Below are 15,538 nucleotides of genomic sequence, written 5' to 3'. Positions count from 1 at the left end.
AGGTACACCCCAGGCCGGAAGCCAGGTACTCGAACCCACCCCGGCAGCACCTCAGGCCGCCATCCAAGGGGTCGACCCACGGGGAGGATTCGATACGTTCGCGCCATGACCAACGCCAACTCCCCACGGCACTGGACCGTTCGCCACTTCTCGCAGGCCAACCCCTTCGGCCCGGGGTGCGACAACGTCCCAGCCCTGCTGAGGAGGCTGGCCGACTCCATCGAGGCACTGGGCCCGGTGGAGATCCAGAACGTCGTCATCGAGTCGGAGATGACCGAGCACGGCCCCTGGCAGTCCGGCACGGTCTACTTCCACTTGCCTGACGACGCAGCCACCGACTAGACGGAAGTACGCCACGTACTGCCGCCGACTACGCCTCCCCGGCGTCCGCGCCGCCGTCCGCCCCAATCCGTGCCAGCAGCGCCGGCCGCAGCCTGTCGACGTCGACGTCGAGCGCGGTGAGCACGTCGAGCGCGTCCACCTCCGAGTCGCTCGCGCCGACGGCGAGCAGGCCGAGCAGCATGTGCTCGGTGCCGAACTGCTCGTGGCCCAGGGCCTTGGCCTCGCGCAGCGTCTGCTCCAGGGACTTCTTGGCGTGCGGGGTGTACGCGGGGCGCGGGAACTGGAAAGCACCCGCGCCGAAGTTGTCGTCGGCGCGGCGCTGGATCTCCGCGACGTCGATGCCGATCGACGCCAGCGCGTCGCGCGCGTCCTGGCGGCCGTTGGTGGGGACGCCCGCCTCGGCCAGCAGCCGGACCATCGCCTCCCGGGCGGGGTCCAGTCGGGCGCCCTGGTCGGCCAGGACCGCACCGGCGTCGGCGTCCTGGACGGCGATCAGCCCGAGCAGCATGTGCCCGGTGCCGATGAAGTCGTGGCCGCACGCGATCGCCTCGTCCTGGGACACGACGATCGCCCGCTTCGCACGGTCGGTGAAGTACTCGAACACGTCAGCTCTCCTTGCCCGTCGCCTTGCGCCTGCCTGCGTGCTTCTCGTGCACGGACTGCCGACTCACCTGCAGCGCCGTTGCGATGGCCTGCCACGTCCAGCCGCTGTCGCGGGCGTTGTCGACGTGCAGGCGCTCCAGTTCCTCCAGCAGCCGCCGCAGCGCGACGACCGCGGCCAACCCCTGGGCCGGATCCCTGCCGGTGACCTGGCCGAGCAGGTCGGCGGCCGGACCGCTTTCCTCCGAAGCTTCCATGTCTGTCAGGGTAGCCTGACAGACATGCCCGATGTCAAGGAATCCTGACAACGCGCACACGCAAAAGCGGGCGGGGGCACCGTCGTGCCCCCGCCCGCTTCAGCCCAGCGCAGCGAAACTCAGCTCAGCTCAGCTCAGCCAGCCCAGCCCGGCTCAGCCGCCGGCGTTCAACTCACCCGCGCCGACAGCCACACCAGCGCGTCCGGCAGCATCGCCCGCCACACGTCAGTGGTGTGACCGCCGTGGGTGACCGTCAGGAGCTGGTTCGGACCGGTCGTGTGCAGGACCGAGAGAATCGCCTTGGCCGCCGGGACCGTGCCAGGGTCCTGCGTGCTGCCCGCCATCAGCAGCGCGATGTCCGGCTGCTGCTTGGCGTGCAGCAGCACCGAGTACGGGTTGTTGGCCCGGGTCAGGGCCGGGTCCTTGAGGACCAGCGGCGCCTCGGGCGCGTTGTAGCCGGAGAGGCTGACCGCCGAGTGGAAGGTGCCGGGGTGCTGGACCGTCAGGTTGACGGAGCAGTAGGCGCCCGCCGAGTAGCCCATCAGCGCCCAGTGCTGCGGGCCGCGCTCGGTACGGAAGTTGGCCGCGATCAGCTGCGGCACGTCGTGGTCCAGCCAGGTCGCCGTCCGCGGCCCGCCCGGGATGTCGGCGCAACCGGGATCCACACCGCCGGGAAGGACGTTGAGCTTGGCCGCGACCAGGATCATCGGCTTGACCTTGCCCTCCGCCATCAGCGGCGCGACGGCGTCCTGGACCTTCATCGACCCGAACCACGCCTGCGGCGTCCCGGGCGTCCCCGGCAGCAGCTCGACGACGGGGAAGTCGGTGTGGGCGTACGCGGGATCGTTGTACTGCGGCGGCAGCCAGACGTAGAGGCTGCCGGTGATGCCGGAGGCCGGACCGTGGGCGTTCGTCGTCTGCACGCCCGGCAGGTAGTCCGTGAACCGCAGCTTCAACGCGGCGTCCGCGGACGTCGAACCGCCCTGACCGGACTGTCCCCCGGAGACGTTGGTCGCGGTGGCCGCCTGGTCGCCGTCGTCGCCGAAGAGGTCCTGCCAACTGTCGTAGAACGGGCCCATCGAGTTGTTCACATAGACCAGCACGACCACCACGGCCGCGATCTGGCTGAACATCGTGGCGCCCAGCCGCCCGGCGTACCGGACCGGGCGCGGCCCGGGTATGCGGTTCCAGACGAAGGCCAACAGCACCATCGCCACCACCATCACTGCGATGGTGGCGACGAAGAACGGAGTGCCGGTCAGGCTCATGATCGACCCCTGCGAGAACGTACGGCGCGGCGTGCACCTGCCGTGTTCACGCCCAGCTGATCAGCTTATCTGCACGGACGCTGGGAGTTTGCCGGGAGGTTCCCGATATCGGCCGGCGGGATCCGGGCGACCACGAACGACCGCGCCTCAGACGTGGCAGCCGTGGGCCCGGAGGTACGGGAGCGGGTCGATCACCGCGCCGTAGACGTTGCGCGGACGGATCTCGAAGTGCAGGTGCGGCCCACGCGCGTTGCCGCTCTCCCCGGAGAGGCCGATCTGCTGCCCACCCGCGACGTGGTCGCCGGTCCGCACGTCCAGCCGGGACATGTGGGCGTAGAGGGCGTAGAAGCCGTCGGGCAGTCGCAGCACGATCCAGTTGCCGTAGGCGCCGCCCCATCCGGCGGTCACCACGGTGGCGTCCGCGACGGCGAAGAGCGGGGTGCCGGTGAACACCGCGAAGTCCACGCCCGTGTGGTACCCGGCCGCGTACTCCGGGTCGGGGACTCCGAAGGGCTGGCTGATCGCGGCCCCGGGCGCGGGGCTGAACCACCCGGTCACGGGCGCGGGCGCGACGGTCGCCCCGGCGAGCGGCACCGAGACCGGCATGGAGAGCGACATGGAGAGCGGCACAGTCCATTCCGGGCGCCGCATCGGTGCGAACTCAGCCGCGCCAAGGCCGAACCGCGACGAGGACCGCGCCCAGGACCGCGCCGCCACGCGGACGTGCGGATGCGCCCACAGCCCGTCCGAGGAGGGCAAGGAGGAAAAGGAGGACCAGGAAGAGGAGCCGGTCCGCGGCTTCACCGACGGCCCGGCCAGGGCCGCCACCGGGTGCGGGCCGAAAGGTGCGAGCGCGGCGGGCAGCAGCGTGCCGAAACCGACGGTCAGCACCGTCCCCCAGGCCGCGCGGGAGGGTCTCACGAGAAGTGCCACGCCACACGTGTACCGGGGTGCGCCGAAGCACGCCAGGCTGAGTCACCCGGTTGGCAGCGGGCGCGAATTCGGCGGGTTTCCGCCTGCGCGCCCGCACCGGACGCCAGACTGCGGGATGTGACCCACGACAGTCCGAGGGACGACCAACCCGACCAGCCCCCAACTCCCCCGTCGCGCCCGACGCCACGGCACCCGGACGAGCCGCACCACGGCAACGGCATGGGCAGTCGGCTGAACTGGCTGCGCGCCGGAGTCCTGGGCGCCAACGACGGCGTCGTCTCCACGGCCGGACTGGTCGTCGGCGTCGCGGGAGCCGCCGCGACGTCCCACGAGCTGCTGACGGCGGGGCTCGCGGGGCTGTTGGCCGGCTCGCTGTCGATGGCGACCGGCGAGTACGTCTCGGTGAGCACCCAGCGGGACACCGAGCTGGCCATGCTCGACCTGGAACGCCTCGAACTGGCACGGACCCCGGAGGCCGAGCTGGAGGAGCTGACCGGCCTCTACGTGGCCAAGGGCCTGACCCCGGAGCTGGCCCAGGAGGTCGCCGTCCAGCTGACCGCGCACGACGCCCTCGCGGCCCACGCCGAGACGGAGCTGGGCATCGACCCGGAGGAGCTGACCAACCCCTGGCACGCCGCCGGAGCGAGCTTCCTCGCCTTCACCGTCGGGGCCCTGCTGCCGCTGCTGGCCATCGTGCTGCCGCCGGAGTCGGTACGGATCCCGATCACGGTGGCGGCGGTGATCGCCGCGCTGGCGGTCGCCGGCTGGATCAGCGCCAGGATGGGCGGAGCCCCGGCCGGGCCCGCAGTGGTCCGCAACATGGCGGGCGGCGCCCTCGCCATGGCGGTCACCTACGCGGCGGGCGTCCTGCTCCACGCGGCGACCTGACCGCTGCCACGTCCCCCGACACCGCCCTCCGGACCCCGCTCGCCCGGCCGTGCGCAGGCGGGGCGAGCACGGATTCGACCCTGACCACCAGGATCTAGTACAGTCTGTCTCGCGCAAGGCTCCGTGGAGCAGTTGGTTAGCTCGCCACCCTGTCAAGGTGGAGGTCGCGGGTTCAAGTCCCGTCGGAGTCGCACAGAAGATCAGCCCGGATCCACTCGGATCCGGGCTGATCTGTTTTCCGTCGTTTTCCGCTAAGCTCTACGCGCGTCACTCGGCACACCGCATCGCGAGCGGCCCCAGTGACGGGTGTGACCGGCGTCACTTAAGTTTTCTTGATCCCTGCTCATGTTCCATGCTTCACAGGGTCTACTCATTTTATATGTACAATTGCACAGGCGATAAAGCGAATTCCAGCCATCCGACGTTTCAGCCCATAAAAAAGGGCTGTACCGGACCCGGCGGAGTCCGGTACAGCCATAAAGCGCGTCTACTCGACCCGCCCTCAGGCCTCAGTGCGCTGCTGCGGAATGCCTGCGAGCAGGGCACGCACCTCCGCCTCGCGGTAGCGGCGGTGCCCCCCGAGCGTACGGATCGACGTGAGCTTGCCAGCCTTGGCCCAGCGAGTGACCGTCTTCGGGTCAACGCGGAACATGGTGGCGACCTCAGCCGGCGTCAGCAGGGGTTCGGCATCAGGGGTACGAGCGGTCATGAGCGGCCTCCTCGGGAGAACCGAACCAACACGGTTCTTTCCTAGAAATTCTGCACCTTGGCATGCGATGCCCGAAATGGCCACCGCTTACCAAGTCGGTAATAGGACGAACGGCTTGTCCTTGGCACTACAACTACACCATCCGTCCAGTCCAATCAGCCAAACCGGCGGAATTGACCCCTCAGGGGCCAAGGTCGACGGATGACGATGGACCATGCCATAACGGACAGTCACCACAAAGCGACCATCTGTCACAGCACCCAGACCCCCGCTTCCCCCGCGAAGGACCTCAAGCTCCGCAGAACCACTCTTACGTGGGCACAGGTGGTCTGCGGTGAGGCTGGTTGTCCTATTTTGACACTCAGCGCGGCCTTCGCGTCAACGGTGAGTCGCGTCACGTTGATGGGGGATTGACCCGTTCCGGGACGAAGGTCCCATGTGGAGACGGGATAAGCACCCCTGTGACGTCTGAGGAGATGGTGCCACGCATGTCCGACAGCTCCCCGGGCCACCAGGTGGCGTGATCGGTCGTGGCGGAAGCCCGCCACTTGTGACCGATGTTGTCAGGGATCCAGCAGGTTCTGTGGGTTGTCGTGTCGATTGCGTGAAAACCGGGGCAGGAAAGGGCTTTCGGGCCCGCCTGAGGGGCGCCAGAAGGCCTCAGGGGCGTGTTTCCCGACACTACGCGCTCCCAGGCTCCCCGCCCAGGGGTGGCGAGCTCTGGAGCGCCTCAGAACACCCGTGGGGGGCTCAGCCGGCCTCGGGCGCTCAGGGGGCGCTCAGTTGGCGAACTGCAGGTCCTGGACCCGGCGCCAGCGCTCGGTGACCGACCGATAGCAGCGGCCCGCCCGGACCGGGTCCCCCTCGCGCAGCGCGGCCACGCCCTCCGCGACGTCCTCCGCCGAGCGGTCGTCCGCCAGGCCCTCCTCGGGGATGGCGTGAACCAGCCCCCCGTAGTCCAGCTCGACCAGGGAGCGCGGGTGGAACTCCTCCAGCCAGCGCCCGACCTCCTCGACGCCGGCCACCAGCGGGCCCTCGTCCAGCGTCTCGCGCAGCACCCGGTAGCCGCGGGCGACCCGGCGCCGGGCCTGGGCCATCGGCGTGCGGTAGCGCAGCACCGGCGCGGTGCGGCGCTTCGCTCCGGCCGCGTCCTCCTGTGCGCCTGCGGACGACACCCCGTCGGCCGACGCGTCCCGCGCCTGCGCGCCCCCGTCCGCCGTCGGAGCGCCGTCCTCCGCCCCGGACGAATCCACCGCGCCGGAGCCGCCGCGCTCCGGACCTGCGGCGTCCTCCAGGGCGGACGGGACGAACTCGCGCTCCTCCTCGCCGAAGAGCAGGAACCAGCGCACCGGGATGTTCCAGGTGCTGGTGAGGATCCACGGCCGCCCGTCGGGGTGCCGGGTCCGCCAGCGGTCCCAGTCAGCCTCGGCCTGGGCCCGGACGACCGGCGGCACGGCCGCGTCCAGCAGCGGCAGTGGCAGTTCCTCGCGCAGCTCGGACAGCGCCAGCCAGCTGCGCAGCCTGGTCCGCCACGGGCAGAGGTAGAGGACGCCGTCGGCCTCGTGCACGAAGGCGTCCCGGCTCTCCCGCTCGGGGATCGCGACCGGCGGCATGGCGATCAGGTCGGCCAGCCGACCGCGCCGCTCGTCCACCGCGGAGGGATGCGGTCGACCGGCGGCATAGCCCTGCCAGTACGAGCGCTCCGGCTCCGCGAAGGCCGCCAGCGGCTCGTAGACGCGCAAGTAGGCGGCGTAGGGAGGATGCACCGAGGTCCGCAGCATAGGCACCCTGGCATCGTCGCACGCCCACCCCGCCCAGCGGCCCGGAAGACCAGGGTCCGTTCCGGCCCCGCCCGCCCCGCCACCGGGCGTCGGCCCCGCACCCGGCCCCTCCGACGTCCGCAGTACGTGAGTTCGGTCCAAGCTGTGGACCACGTACCGCACCGCCCTCCGGCAGTCCTACGCTTCTGGGAGAACGTCCGCACCACCGCAAGCGGACGCGAGTCGACAATGGAGTCACCACCGTGACTGATGTCAGTGAGCGATCCGGCGTACTCAGCCGAATCTTCTCGAGCGACGCCACCTCGGCGCCCGGCGACAGCCATGAGCAGGTCGTCCTGTGCCACGACCGCGACACCGGCCTGAAGGCCGTCATCGCGATCCACTCCACCGCCCTGGGCCCCGCCCTCGGCGGCACGCGCTTCCACGCGTACGCCACGGAGGAGGAGGCCGTCCAGGACGCCCTCAACCTCTCCCGGGGCATGTCCTACAAGAACGCCCTGGCCGGGCTCGACCTCGGCGGCGGCAAGGCCGTCATCATCGGGGACCCGACCAAGATCAAGACCGAGGCCCTGCTGCGCGCCTACGGCCGCTTCGTGCAGTCCCTCGGCGGCCGCTACGTCACCGCCTGCGACGTCGGCACCTATGTGGCCGACATGGACGTCATCGCCCGCGAGTGCGACTACGTCACCGGCCGCTCCCCCGAGTACGGCGGCGCGGGCGACTCGTCCGTGCTGACCTCCTTCGGCGTCTTCCAGGGCATGCGCGCCGCCGCGCAGCACCGCTGGGGCTCCCCCTCGCTCGAGGGCCGCCGCGTCGGCGTGGCCGGCATCGGCAAGGTCGGCCACTACCTGGTCGAGCACCTGGTCAACGACGGCGCGCAGGTCGTCGTGACCGACGTGCGCGAGGACGCGGTCAATCGCGTCCGTGCCGCGCACCCGGGCGTCGAGGTCGCCGCCGACACCGAGTCGCTGATCCGCGCCAACCTGGACGTCTACGCCCCGTGCGCGCTGGGCGGCGCTCTCAACGACGAGACCGTGCCCGCGCTGACCGCGACGATCGTCTGCGGTGCGGCCAACAACCAGCTCGCCCACCCGGGCGTCGAGAAGGACCTCGCCGACCGCGGGATCCTCTACGCGCCCGACTACCTGGTCAACGCCGGTGGCGTGATCCAGGTCGCGGACGAGATCGAGGGCTTCTCCTTCGACCGCGCCAAGACCAAGGCCGCCAAGATCTTCGACACCACCCTCGAGATCTTCGCCCTGGCCGAGTCCGAGGGCGTCCCGCCGGCGGTCGCCGCGGACCGCCTCGCCGAGCGCCGGATGGCCGAGGTCGGCCGCCTCCGCACGATCCTGCTGCCGCGCTCGCGCTGAGCCCGGCACGCCGACAGCACGTCGGCAGCACGGCGGCAGCACGGCGACGGATACCCCCGGACGGGAACGGCGTTCTCACCTGACGCCCCCGTCCGGGGGATACCCCTTGCCCGTACGGGGGATAATCGTGTCGGATCGGTCACTGCGGACGCGCTGTCCACGGTCGGTCCTTCGCCCCTTCTTGCGGCCCTGACCTGCATCAATATGGTCACAACCGGGGGTGGCGTGCGCCACGTCGCACAGGCGGCGTACCGTACGGCGCTGGAAGCAGGTACCGTTGTTGCTCTAAGGACCGGCTCTCTCATCTCAACGAGGAGCCGTTCCCAATCATGAACGCGTGACAAGACTCGGAGCCGTGAGCTCCGTCGTTGAGGGGGTCGAGCCATGGGGCGCGGCCGGGCCAAGGCCAAGCAGACAAAGGTCGCCCGCCAGCTGAAGTACAACAGCGGCGGTTTCGACGCGTCGCGCCTGGCCAATGAGCTGGGCGTTGCGTCGACGAACGAGACGGTCAATCCGGAGCCGTTCGACGACGACGAGGACGACGACGATCCGTACGCCTCGTACTACAGCGACGAGGAAGACGAGGACGTGGACGAAAGTCCCCCTCGCAAACGGGCCTGACGTCCCGCAGCAAACGACGGAGCCGGTTCGGCGCACCATGCCGAACCGGCACTTCGTCGTTTCTGCACGGGGTACGTGTGCTGCCGCCGTTAGTTGCACGACGTAGGGGCGCGAGGAACTGCGCGAGCAACCACCCTGTACGGATGGCCCTGCTCGCTCGGCGACCCACCACCCATGGTGGCTGTCGCGCAGTTCCCCGCGCCCCTGGACGTGTGCAACGTCCCGTCTGCCAAATGTCAGGCGTACTCGCCGTACAGCGACGCGCCCTCCGCCGTCGCGTACTCGCCCTCGCGGGCCACGATGTCGCCCAGGAGCCAGGACTCGACGTCACGGTCCTCCAGGACCGCCATGACGGCGTCCACGGACTCCGGCGGCACGACCGCCACCATGCCGATGCCCATGTTGAGCGTCTTCTCGATCTCCAGCGTCTGCATCTTGCCGACCTCGGCCACCGTCTGGAAGACCGGCATCGGCGTCCACGTGCCGCGGTCCAGCCGCGCGTGCAGGCCCTCGGGGATGACGCGGGCCAGGTTCGCCGCCAGGCCGCCGCCCGTGACGTGGGAGAAGGCGTGGATCTCGGTCGCCCGCGCCAGCGCCAAGCAGTCCAGGGAGTAGATCCGCGTCGGCTCCAGCAGCTCCTCGCCGAGCGTCCGGCCGAACTCCGGGACCTCCCGGTCCAGCTGCCAGCCGGCTTCCTTCAGCAGGACGTGGCGGACCAGCGAGTAGCCGTTGCTGTGCAGGCCGGAGGCCGCCATCGCGATGACCACGTCGCCCGCGCGCACCCGGTGCGCGCCGAGCAGGGCGTCGGCCTCGACCACGCCGGTGCCCGCACCGGCCACGTCGTACTCGTTGGGGCCGAGCAGGCCCGGGTGCTCCGCGGTCTCGCCTCCGACCAGCGAGCAGCCCGCCAGGACGCAGCCCTCGGCGATGCCCTTGACGATCTGCGCGACCCGCTCCGGGTGGACCTTGCCGACGCAGATGTAGTCGGTCATGAACAGCGGCTCGGCGCCACACACGACCAGGTCGTCGACGACCATGCCGACGAGGTCGTGGCCGATGGTGTCGTGCTTGTCCATCGCCGCGGCCAGCGCGACCTTGGTGCCGACGCCGTCCGTCGCGGTGGCCAGCAGCGGGCGCTCGTAGCGCTTGAAGGCGCTGGCGTCGAAGAGCCCGGCGAAGCCGCCCAGGCCGCCGACGACCTCGGGGCGGGTGGTCTTGCCGACCCACTCCTTCATCAGCTCGACGGCCAGGTCCCCGGCCTCGATGGAGACGCCTGCGGCGGCGTAGGTCGCACCACTGGACTGCTGGTCACTCACGGGACGGCCCTTTCGGGTCAGATCTTGCGTATAGGAAAACCTGGGGGTGGGACGGGCGCCTGCGCCCGTCCCACCGTCGCCGACTACGGGCGCCGCAGCGCGTCGGCCGCGCCGGGGCCGCCGATCAGCGTCTGCACGCCGTCGACGTCCGAGCGGTTGCCACCGCGCGTCGGCGGGGCCTGCTTGGCGGCGGAGATCTCCGCCTCCAGCAGGTGCTTGCCGAGCAGCTCGGGGTCGGGCAGTTCGACCGGGTAGACGCCGTCGAAGCAGGCCCGGCAGAGCCGGTCCTTCGGCTGGTCGGTCGCGGAGATCATGCCGTCGATCGAGATGTACGCCAGCGAGTCCGCGCCGAGCGAGGCGGCGATCTCGTCCACGGACAGGCCGTTGGCGATCAGCTCGGCCCGGGTGGCGAAGTCGATGCCGTAGAAGCAGGGCCACTTGACCGGCGGCGAGGAGATCCGGATGTGGACCTCGGCCGCGCCCGCCTCGCGGAGCATCCGGACCAGGGCGCGCTGGGTGTTGCCGCGGACGATCGAGTCGTCCACGACGACCAGCCGCTTGCCGCGGATGACGTCCTTCAGCGGGTTCAGCTTGAGCCGGATGCCGAGCTGACGGATGGTCTGGTTGGGCTGGATGAAGGTCCGGCCCACATAGGCGTTCTTGACCAGCCCGGAGCCGAACGGGATGCCGCTCTGCTCGGCGTAGCCGATGGCGGCCGGGGTGCCGGACTCGGGGGTCGCTATCACCAGGTCGGCCTCGACCGGGGCCTCCTTGGCCAGCGTCCGGCCCATCTCCACGCGGGAGAGGTGGACGTTGCGGCCGGAGATGGTGGTGTCCGGGCGGGCCAGGTAGACGTACTCGAAGACGCAGCCCTTGGGCGCGGCCTCGGCGAAGCGCGAGGTGCGCAGGCCGTTCTCGTCGACGGCGATCAGCTCGCCGGGCTCGACCTCACGGATGAAGGACGCGCCGACGATGTCGAGCGCGGCCGTCTCGGAGGCGACGACCCAGCCGCGCTCCAGCCGGCCCAGCACCAGCGGGCGGATGCCCTGCGGGTCGCGGGCGGCGTAGAGGGTCTGCTCGTCCATGAAGACCAGCGAGAACGCGCCCTTGACCTTCGGCAGGACCTGACGGGCGGTCTCCTCGATGGAGAGGTCCGGCTGGCCCGCGAGGAGGGCGGTGAGCAGGTCGGTGTCGTTGGTGACCACCGGGCGGCCGGAGCGCGAGACGTGCTCCTCACCGGGCAGCTCGGCGACCAGCTTGGCCAGCTCGGCGGTGTTGACCAGGTTGCCGTTGTGACCGAGCGCGAGGCTGCCGTGCGCGGTCGCACGGAAGGTCGGCTGGGCGTTCTCCCACACCGAGGAACCGGTGGTGGAGTAGCGGCAGTGGCCCACCGCCATGTGGCCCTGGAGGGAGTTGAGCGAGGTCTCGTCGAAGACCTGGGAGACAAGGCCCATGTCCTTGTAGACCAGGATCTGCGAGCCGTTGCTCACGGCGATGCCCGCGGACTCCTGTCCGCGGTGCTGCAAGGCATAGAGAGCGAAGTAAGTGAGCTTGGATACCTCTTCGCCGGGGGCCCAGACTCCGAAGACGCCGCAGGCGTCCTGCGGGCCCTTCTCGCCGGGGAGGAGGTCATGGCTGAGTCGTCCGTCACCACGTGGCACGTCACCGAGTCTAGGGCAGGTGGACACGCCGGGCCGACGACGCAAGATCCATTCGATTTCGGAGGGCAGCGTAAGGGGCTCCGGACGCGCGTAGACCGCCCTCAGCCCATCACGGGGAGTAGTGAGGACAGATCGCTGCGCTCACCGCTGGCCGTGAGTTCCGCCACGTCCAGCGCCTGCGCCCAGGTGGTCCGGCCCGTCGCCAGGCGGATCCACGGCAGCGGCGCGGTCTCGACGACGTTGGGCGGCGTGCCGCGCGTGTGCCGCGGCCCCTCGACGCACTGGACGACGGCGAACGGCGGGATCCGCAGCTCCACCGCCCCGCCCGGCGCGCGCGTGGCGAGCGCGTCGGCGAGCAGGCGGCAGGCGGACGCGAGCGCGTGCCGGTCGTGCGGGAAAGCGTCGATCCCGAGCGCGTCCGCGAGGTCGTCGGCGTGGACGACGGTCTCGACCAGGCGGGTCACCAGGTAGTCGTCGAACAGCATCGCGCCCCGCCGGTGGACGACCCGCGTCTCCGGCCCGTGCCGCTCGGGATCGAGCTCGACGAGCGCGCCGTCGATCGCCGTACGGAGCGCGGCCCGCACGTCGTCGGCCTTCGCCGCGCCCTCCGCGGCGGCGTCCGCGATCGCCGCGGCGGAGGTCCGGGTGCCCGCGGCCCAGTCGGCGAGGGTGCCGGCGGCCTGCGCCCCGTCGTCGGGCGCGGCGAGAAAGCGCGGCAGCGCGTCGAAGGCGGTGGCCAGATGCGCGAGCAGCTCGCGCACGCGCCAGCTGCCGAGTCGGGTGGGCAGCTCCAACCGCGCCTCGTCGAGCCCTTCGACGACCCCCCACAACGCCTCCGCCTGCGCGCGAAGCGCGGCACGGGACTTGAGGCGGTCGTAGGTACGCGCACGGGGACGCGAGGCGGGCGACATGCTCGGCACTCTAAACGTTCGCTGCGGCGCACGGTGGCACCACCAGGGGCGCGGGGCTCTGACGGCCTGCGGCTACGCCGCGTCGGCGCAGCAGGCTCTCGCTCCCGCAGGTAGTTGCAACCCCCAGGGGCGCGGGGAACTGCGCGACAAGCCACCCACGCAGGCAAAGCCCCGAACGCGCAGGGCCATCCGCACAGGATGGTTGATCGCGCCCACGCGGCGAAGCCGCACATCAGCAGAGCCCCGCGCCCCTGGAGTGCAACGTCCCGTTTGCCCAAAGCGGAGCTTGGCGGGATGTCAGTAGTGCCGTGTCCGTATACCGCTTGCAGCGTCCTCCGCACGTCGGAACCCTTGAGGCGTGACCACGGAAAGCACCACCGCACCTCTCCTCCCCGAATCCGACCCCGCCGCCTCCCCCGACTCCCCGCGCCGAACGGCGCGCCTCGCCGCGCTCGCCGCAGGCGTGACCGTGGTGCTGTGGGCGTCCGCCTTCGTCGGGATCCGGTCCGCCGGGCACGACCTGGCCGCGGGGCCGCTCGCGCTGCTCCGGCTCGCGGTCGGGGCCGCCGCGCTGGGTGCGATGACGTTGGTCCGGCGCGAAGCGTGGCCGTCGCGGCGGGATCTGCCGCGCATCCTGCTCATCGGCGTGCTGTGGTTCGGCGCCTACAACCTGATGCTCAACACCGCCGAGCAGCGGGTCGACGCCGGGACGGCGTCGATGCTGGTCAACGTGAGTCCGATCCTGATCGCCGTGATCGCGGGGATCGCGCTCAAGGAGGGTCTGCCGAAGTCACTGCTGCTCGGCGTCGCCGTCTCCTTCTCCGGCGTGCTGGTCATCGGGTTCGGCTCGGCACAGCACGGGCGCACGGACTGGCTCGGCGCGGCCTTCTGCGTCGGCTCCGCCGTGGTCTACGCGGTGTCGGTGATCCTGCAGAAGCCCCTGCTCAGCCGGGTCGCCCCGCTGCCGCTGACCTTCCTCGCCTGCTGCGTCGGCCTGGTCGTGTGCCTGCCGTTCGGCCCGCAGCTGGTCGACGAGCTGCCCAAGGCGCACACCTCCGCGATCGTCTGGACCGTCTACCTGGGCCTGATGCCGACCGCTGTCGCCTTCACCACCTGGGGCTACGCCCTGGCCCGCACGAAGGCGGGCAAGCTCGGCGCCACCACCTACCTGGTCCCGCCGATCTCGATCCTGCTCGGCTGGCTGATGCTGGGCGAGACGCCCACCTGGGTCGCCGTCGGCGGCGGCGTGCTCTGCCTCGGCGGTGTGGCCGTCGCCCGGTTCACCAGCCGGTAGTTCGCCAGCAGGTAGTTAGCCAGCAGGCAGTTCACTCGCCGGTAGGCGCCTCCGGCACGGTGACGTGCCGGAGCTTGTCCGGGTTACGGATCAGCCGGACCTCCGAGATCAGGCCGTTCTCGTCCAGCTCGGCGGTCAGCACGTCGTCGGCGACCCCGTCGGCGGTGATCAGGACGCCGAACTTGCCGTTGACGTTGACCGGGTGGACCCCGAGCTGCCCCGGGAGGTAGCGCGCCAGCACGCCCAGCGTCCAGCGGACCACGTTGTCCGGACCGTGCAGCGGACGCAGCGCCGCGCGGATCTTGCCGCCGCCGTCGGACCAGACGGTGACGTCGGGGGCGAGCAGCTCCATCATCCGGTTCATGTCCCCGCCGAGGCACGCGGCGAGGAACTCCTCCGTCGCCGCCCGCCGCGTCTCCGCCGGGGCGTCGTAGCGGGGACGCCGCGCCTGCACGTGGGAGCGGGCGCGGCTGCCGACCTGACGGACCGCCGCCTCGGAGCGGTCCAGCATGCCGCCGATCTCGGCGAAGGAGAACCCGAAGACCTCCTTGAGCAGGAAGACCGCCCGCTCCAGCGGCGAGAGCGTCTCCAGGACCACCAGCATGGCCAGCGAGACGCTCTCCGCCTGCTCCACGACGTCGCCGGCGTCGGCTGCCACCGGCGCGTCCGGCGCGGTCACCAACGGCTCGGGCAGCCACGGTCCGACATAGGACTCGCGCTGGGCCGTGGCGGACTGAAGCTTGTTCAGCGACAGGTTGGTGACCGTCCGGGCGAGGTACGCACGCGGCTGGGTGATCCGGTCGACGTCGAGCGCGCTCCACTTCAGCCAGGCGTCCTGCACGATGTCCTCGGCGTCGGCCACGCTGCTCAGCATGCGGTAGGCGATGCCGAAGAGCGTGGAACGGTGCTCCTCGAAGGTCGTCAGAACGGCGCTGTCGGTCACATCTTCGACGTTACCCCGCGCACCTCGCAGCGGTCCTTGAAACCCTGTCCGACGAGCCCCACGGCGGAGTTGACGCGGGATCGGAGGTTCTCCACGGCGACGAGCGCGGTCAGCTCGACGAACGCCGGCTCCCCGAGCTGCTTGAGCAATCCGGCGACCATCTCGTCGGTGACGGTCGGCTCGGTCTCGGTCATCGCCTCGGCGTACTCCAGCACGGAGAGCTCCAGCGGCGAGAACAGTTCCCTCCGCTCGCGCCACATCGGTACGGCCCGCAACTTCTCCTGCGGAATGCCCGAGGTGTGCGCCTCCCAGTACCCGAAGTCCATGCACCACGAGCAGCCGATCCGCGCGGCCGAGGCCATCACGGCCAGCCTGCCGAGCCGCTGGTCGAGGGCGTTCCACTTGGCGACCTTCCGCTCGAACCCGGCGTAGGCCAGCAGCACCTTGGTGTTGTGCCCGTAGACCTTCCCGGGGTCCAGCACGTCGCCGTAGACGCGCTTGGAGTACCACTCCGCGATCCGGTAGACGAGCGTGCGGGGAGGGGTGAGCGAGATGCGGGCCATGGTCGTTGCCGCCTTCCTGAGTCCCGGCTTCCAGGCTTCCGGAGAGAAGACAGGCGGGCGACCGCAAACGTGACACGGGCC

General features: G+C 70.7%; 16 protein-coding genes and 1 tRNA gene. 6 read left to right on the top strand and 11 right to left on the bottom strand.

Annotated features, from left to right (window positions below; translation table 11 throughout):
* Positions 1 to 105: 105 nt before the first annotated feature.
* Positions 106 to 342: a hypothetical protein gene (locus I2501_RS10100; protein WP_196193522.1), complete on the top strand. Its 237-nt coding sequence runs from the start codon at positions 106 to 108 to the stop codon at positions 340 to 342.
* Positions 343 to 370: 28 nt separating this feature from the next.
* On the opposite strand, the gene I2501_RS40560 is transcribed toward I2501_RS10100, so the two are convergent.
* From I2501_RS40560 to I2501_RS10080, 4 genes are all read right to left on the bottom strand, one after another.
* Positions 371 to 946 carry a Clp protease N-terminal domain-containing protein gene (locus I2501_RS40560; protein WP_196193521.1) on the bottom strand — a complete coding sequence of 192 codons (576 nt, stop codon included), beginning with the start codon at positions 944 to 946 and terminating at the stop codon, positions 371 to 373.
* Position 947: 1 nt separating this feature from the next.
* Positions 948 to 1,199, bottom strand: a complete 252-nt coding sequence (locus tag I2501_RS10090; protein ID WP_196193520.1) for a hypothetical protein — start codon at positions 1,197 to 1,199, stop codon at positions 948 to 950.
* 167 nt (positions 1,200 to 1,366) lie between these two features.
* The gene (locus tag I2501_RS10085) at positions 1,367 to 2,467 is read right to left on the bottom strand and encodes an alpha/beta hydrolase (RefSeq protein WP_196193519.1); all 1,101 of its coding nucleotides are present in this window, start codon (positions 2,465 to 2,467) and stop codon (positions 1,367 to 1,369) included.
* A gap of 147 nt (positions 2,468 to 2,614) precedes the next feature.
* Positions 2,615 to 3,400: a M23 family metallopeptidase gene (locus I2501_RS10080; protein WP_328806295.1), complete on the bottom strand. Its 786-nt coding sequence runs from the start codon at positions 3,398 to 3,400 to the stop codon at positions 2,615 to 2,617.
* Between the two features lie 219 nt (positions 3,401 to 3,619).
* Between I2501_RS10080 and I2501_RS10075 the strand changes: the two genes are divergently transcribed.
* Together I2501_RS10075 and I2501_RS10070 are read left to right on the top strand one after the other, a co-directional pair.
* Positions 3,620 to 4,288: a VIT1/CCC1 transporter family protein gene (locus I2501_RS10075; protein ID WP_196193657.1), complete on the top strand. Its 669-nt coding sequence runs from the start codon at positions 3,620 to 3,622 to the stop codon at positions 4,286 to 4,288.
* A 117-nt stretch (positions 4,289 to 4,405) separates the two neighbouring features.
* Positions 4,406 to 4,479: transfer RNA gene (locus tag I2501_RS10070), tRNA-Asp, on the top strand.
* A 311-nt stretch (positions 4,480 to 4,790) separates the two neighbouring features.
* Here the strand turns inward: I2501_RS10070 and bldC are convergent.
* Together bldC and I2501_RS10060 are read right to left on the bottom strand one after the other, a co-directional pair.
* Entirely contained in the window at positions 4,791 to 4,997 is a 207-nt protein-coding gene (gene bldC, locus I2501_RS10065; RefSeq protein ID WP_033321412.1) for a developmental transcriptional regulator BldC, read from the bottom strand.
* Positions 4,998 to 5,776: 779 nt separating this feature from the next.
* On the bottom strand, positions 5,777 to 6,778 hold the full coding sequence (locus I2501_RS10060; protein WP_196193656.1) for a hypothetical protein: 1,002 nt from the start codon (positions 6,776 to 6,778) through the stop codon (positions 5,777 to 5,779).
* 242 nt (positions 6,779 to 7,020) lie between these two features.
* Here I2501_RS10060 and I2501_RS10055 point away from each other — a divergent pair, with 242 nt between their 5' ends.
* Positions 7,021 to 8,148 carry a Glu/Leu/Phe/Val dehydrogenase dimerization domain-containing protein gene (locus tag I2501_RS10055; protein WP_196193518.1) on the top strand — a complete coding sequence of 376 codons (1,128 nt, stop codon included), beginning with the start codon at positions 7,021 to 7,023 and terminating at the stop codon, positions 8,146 to 8,148.
* Positions 8,149 to 8,532: 384 nt separating this feature from the next.
* A complete protein-coding gene (locus I2501_RS10050) occupies positions 8,533 to 8,769 on the top strand; it encodes a DUF3073 domain-containing protein (protein ID WP_196193517.1) in 237 nt (78 codons plus the stop codon).
* 236 nt (positions 8,770 to 9,005) lie between these two features.
* Here I2501_RS10050 and purM read toward each other — a convergent pair whose 3' ends face one another.
* The 3 genes from purM to I2501_RS10035 all read right to left on the bottom strand — a co-directional run bounded on the left by purM (position 9,006) and on the right by I2501_RS10035 (position 12,657).
* The gene (gene purM, locus I2501_RS10045; protein ID WP_196193516.1) at positions 9,006 to 10,085 is read right to left on the bottom strand and encodes a phosphoribosylformylglycinamidine cyclo-ligase; all 1,080 of its coding nucleotides are present in this window, start codon (positions 10,083 to 10,085) and stop codon (positions 9,006 to 9,008) included.
* A gap of 83 nt (positions 10,086 to 10,168) precedes the next feature.
* Positions 10,169 to 11,746 carry an amidophosphoribosyltransferase gene (gene purF / locus I2501_RS10040; protein ID WP_196193515.1) on the bottom strand — a complete coding sequence of 526 codons (1,578 nt, stop codon included), beginning with the start codon at positions 11,744 to 11,746 and terminating at the stop codon, positions 10,169 to 10,171.
* Positions 11,747 to 11,847: 101 nt separating this feature from the next.
* A complete protein-coding gene (locus tag I2501_RS10035; protein ID WP_196193514.1) occupies positions 11,848 to 12,657 on the bottom strand; it encodes a maleylpyruvate isomerase family mycothiol-dependent enzyme in 810 nt (269 codons plus the stop codon).
* Positions 12,658 to 13,015: 358 nt separating this feature from the next.
* On the opposite strand from I2501_RS10035, the gene I2501_RS40555 reads away from it, so the two are divergent.
* Positions 13,016 to 13,951 (top strand): DMT family transporter, encoded by a 936-nt coding sequence (locus tag I2501_RS40555; protein WP_196193513.1) that lies wholly within the window; start codon positions 13,016 to 13,018, stop codon positions 13,949 to 13,951.
* A gap of 31 nt (positions 13,952 to 13,982) precedes the next feature.
* Here the strand turns inward: I2501_RS40555 and I2501_RS10025 are convergent, their stop codons facing one another.
* Together I2501_RS10025 and I2501_RS10020 are read right to left on the bottom strand one after the other, a co-directional pair.
* Positions 13,983 to 14,894, bottom strand: coding sequence for an RNA polymerase sigma-70 factor (locus tag I2501_RS10025; RefSeq protein ID WP_196193512.1), 912 nt, complete (start codon positions 14,892 to 14,894; stop codon positions 13,983 to 13,985).
* Positions 14,891 to 15,457 (bottom strand): carboxymuconolactone decarboxylase family protein, encoded by a 567-nt coding sequence (locus tag I2501_RS10020; protein WP_196193511.1) that lies wholly within the window; start codon positions 15,455 to 15,457, stop codon positions 14,891 to 14,893. The genes I2501_RS10025 and I2501_RS10020 overlap by 4 nt, the downstream gene beginning before the upstream one ends.
* Positions 15,458 to 15,538 lie beyond the last annotated feature (81 nt).

Source organism: Streptacidiphilus fuscans, from assembly GCF_015690355.1.
Taxonomy (GTDB): domain Bacteria; phylum Actinomycetota; class Actinomycetes; order Streptomycetales; family Streptomycetaceae; genus Streptacidiphilus; species Streptacidiphilus fuscans.
The sequence above is the reverse complement of the archived record's forward strand: the minus strand, read 5'-3'. Positions and strand labels throughout refer to the sequence as shown.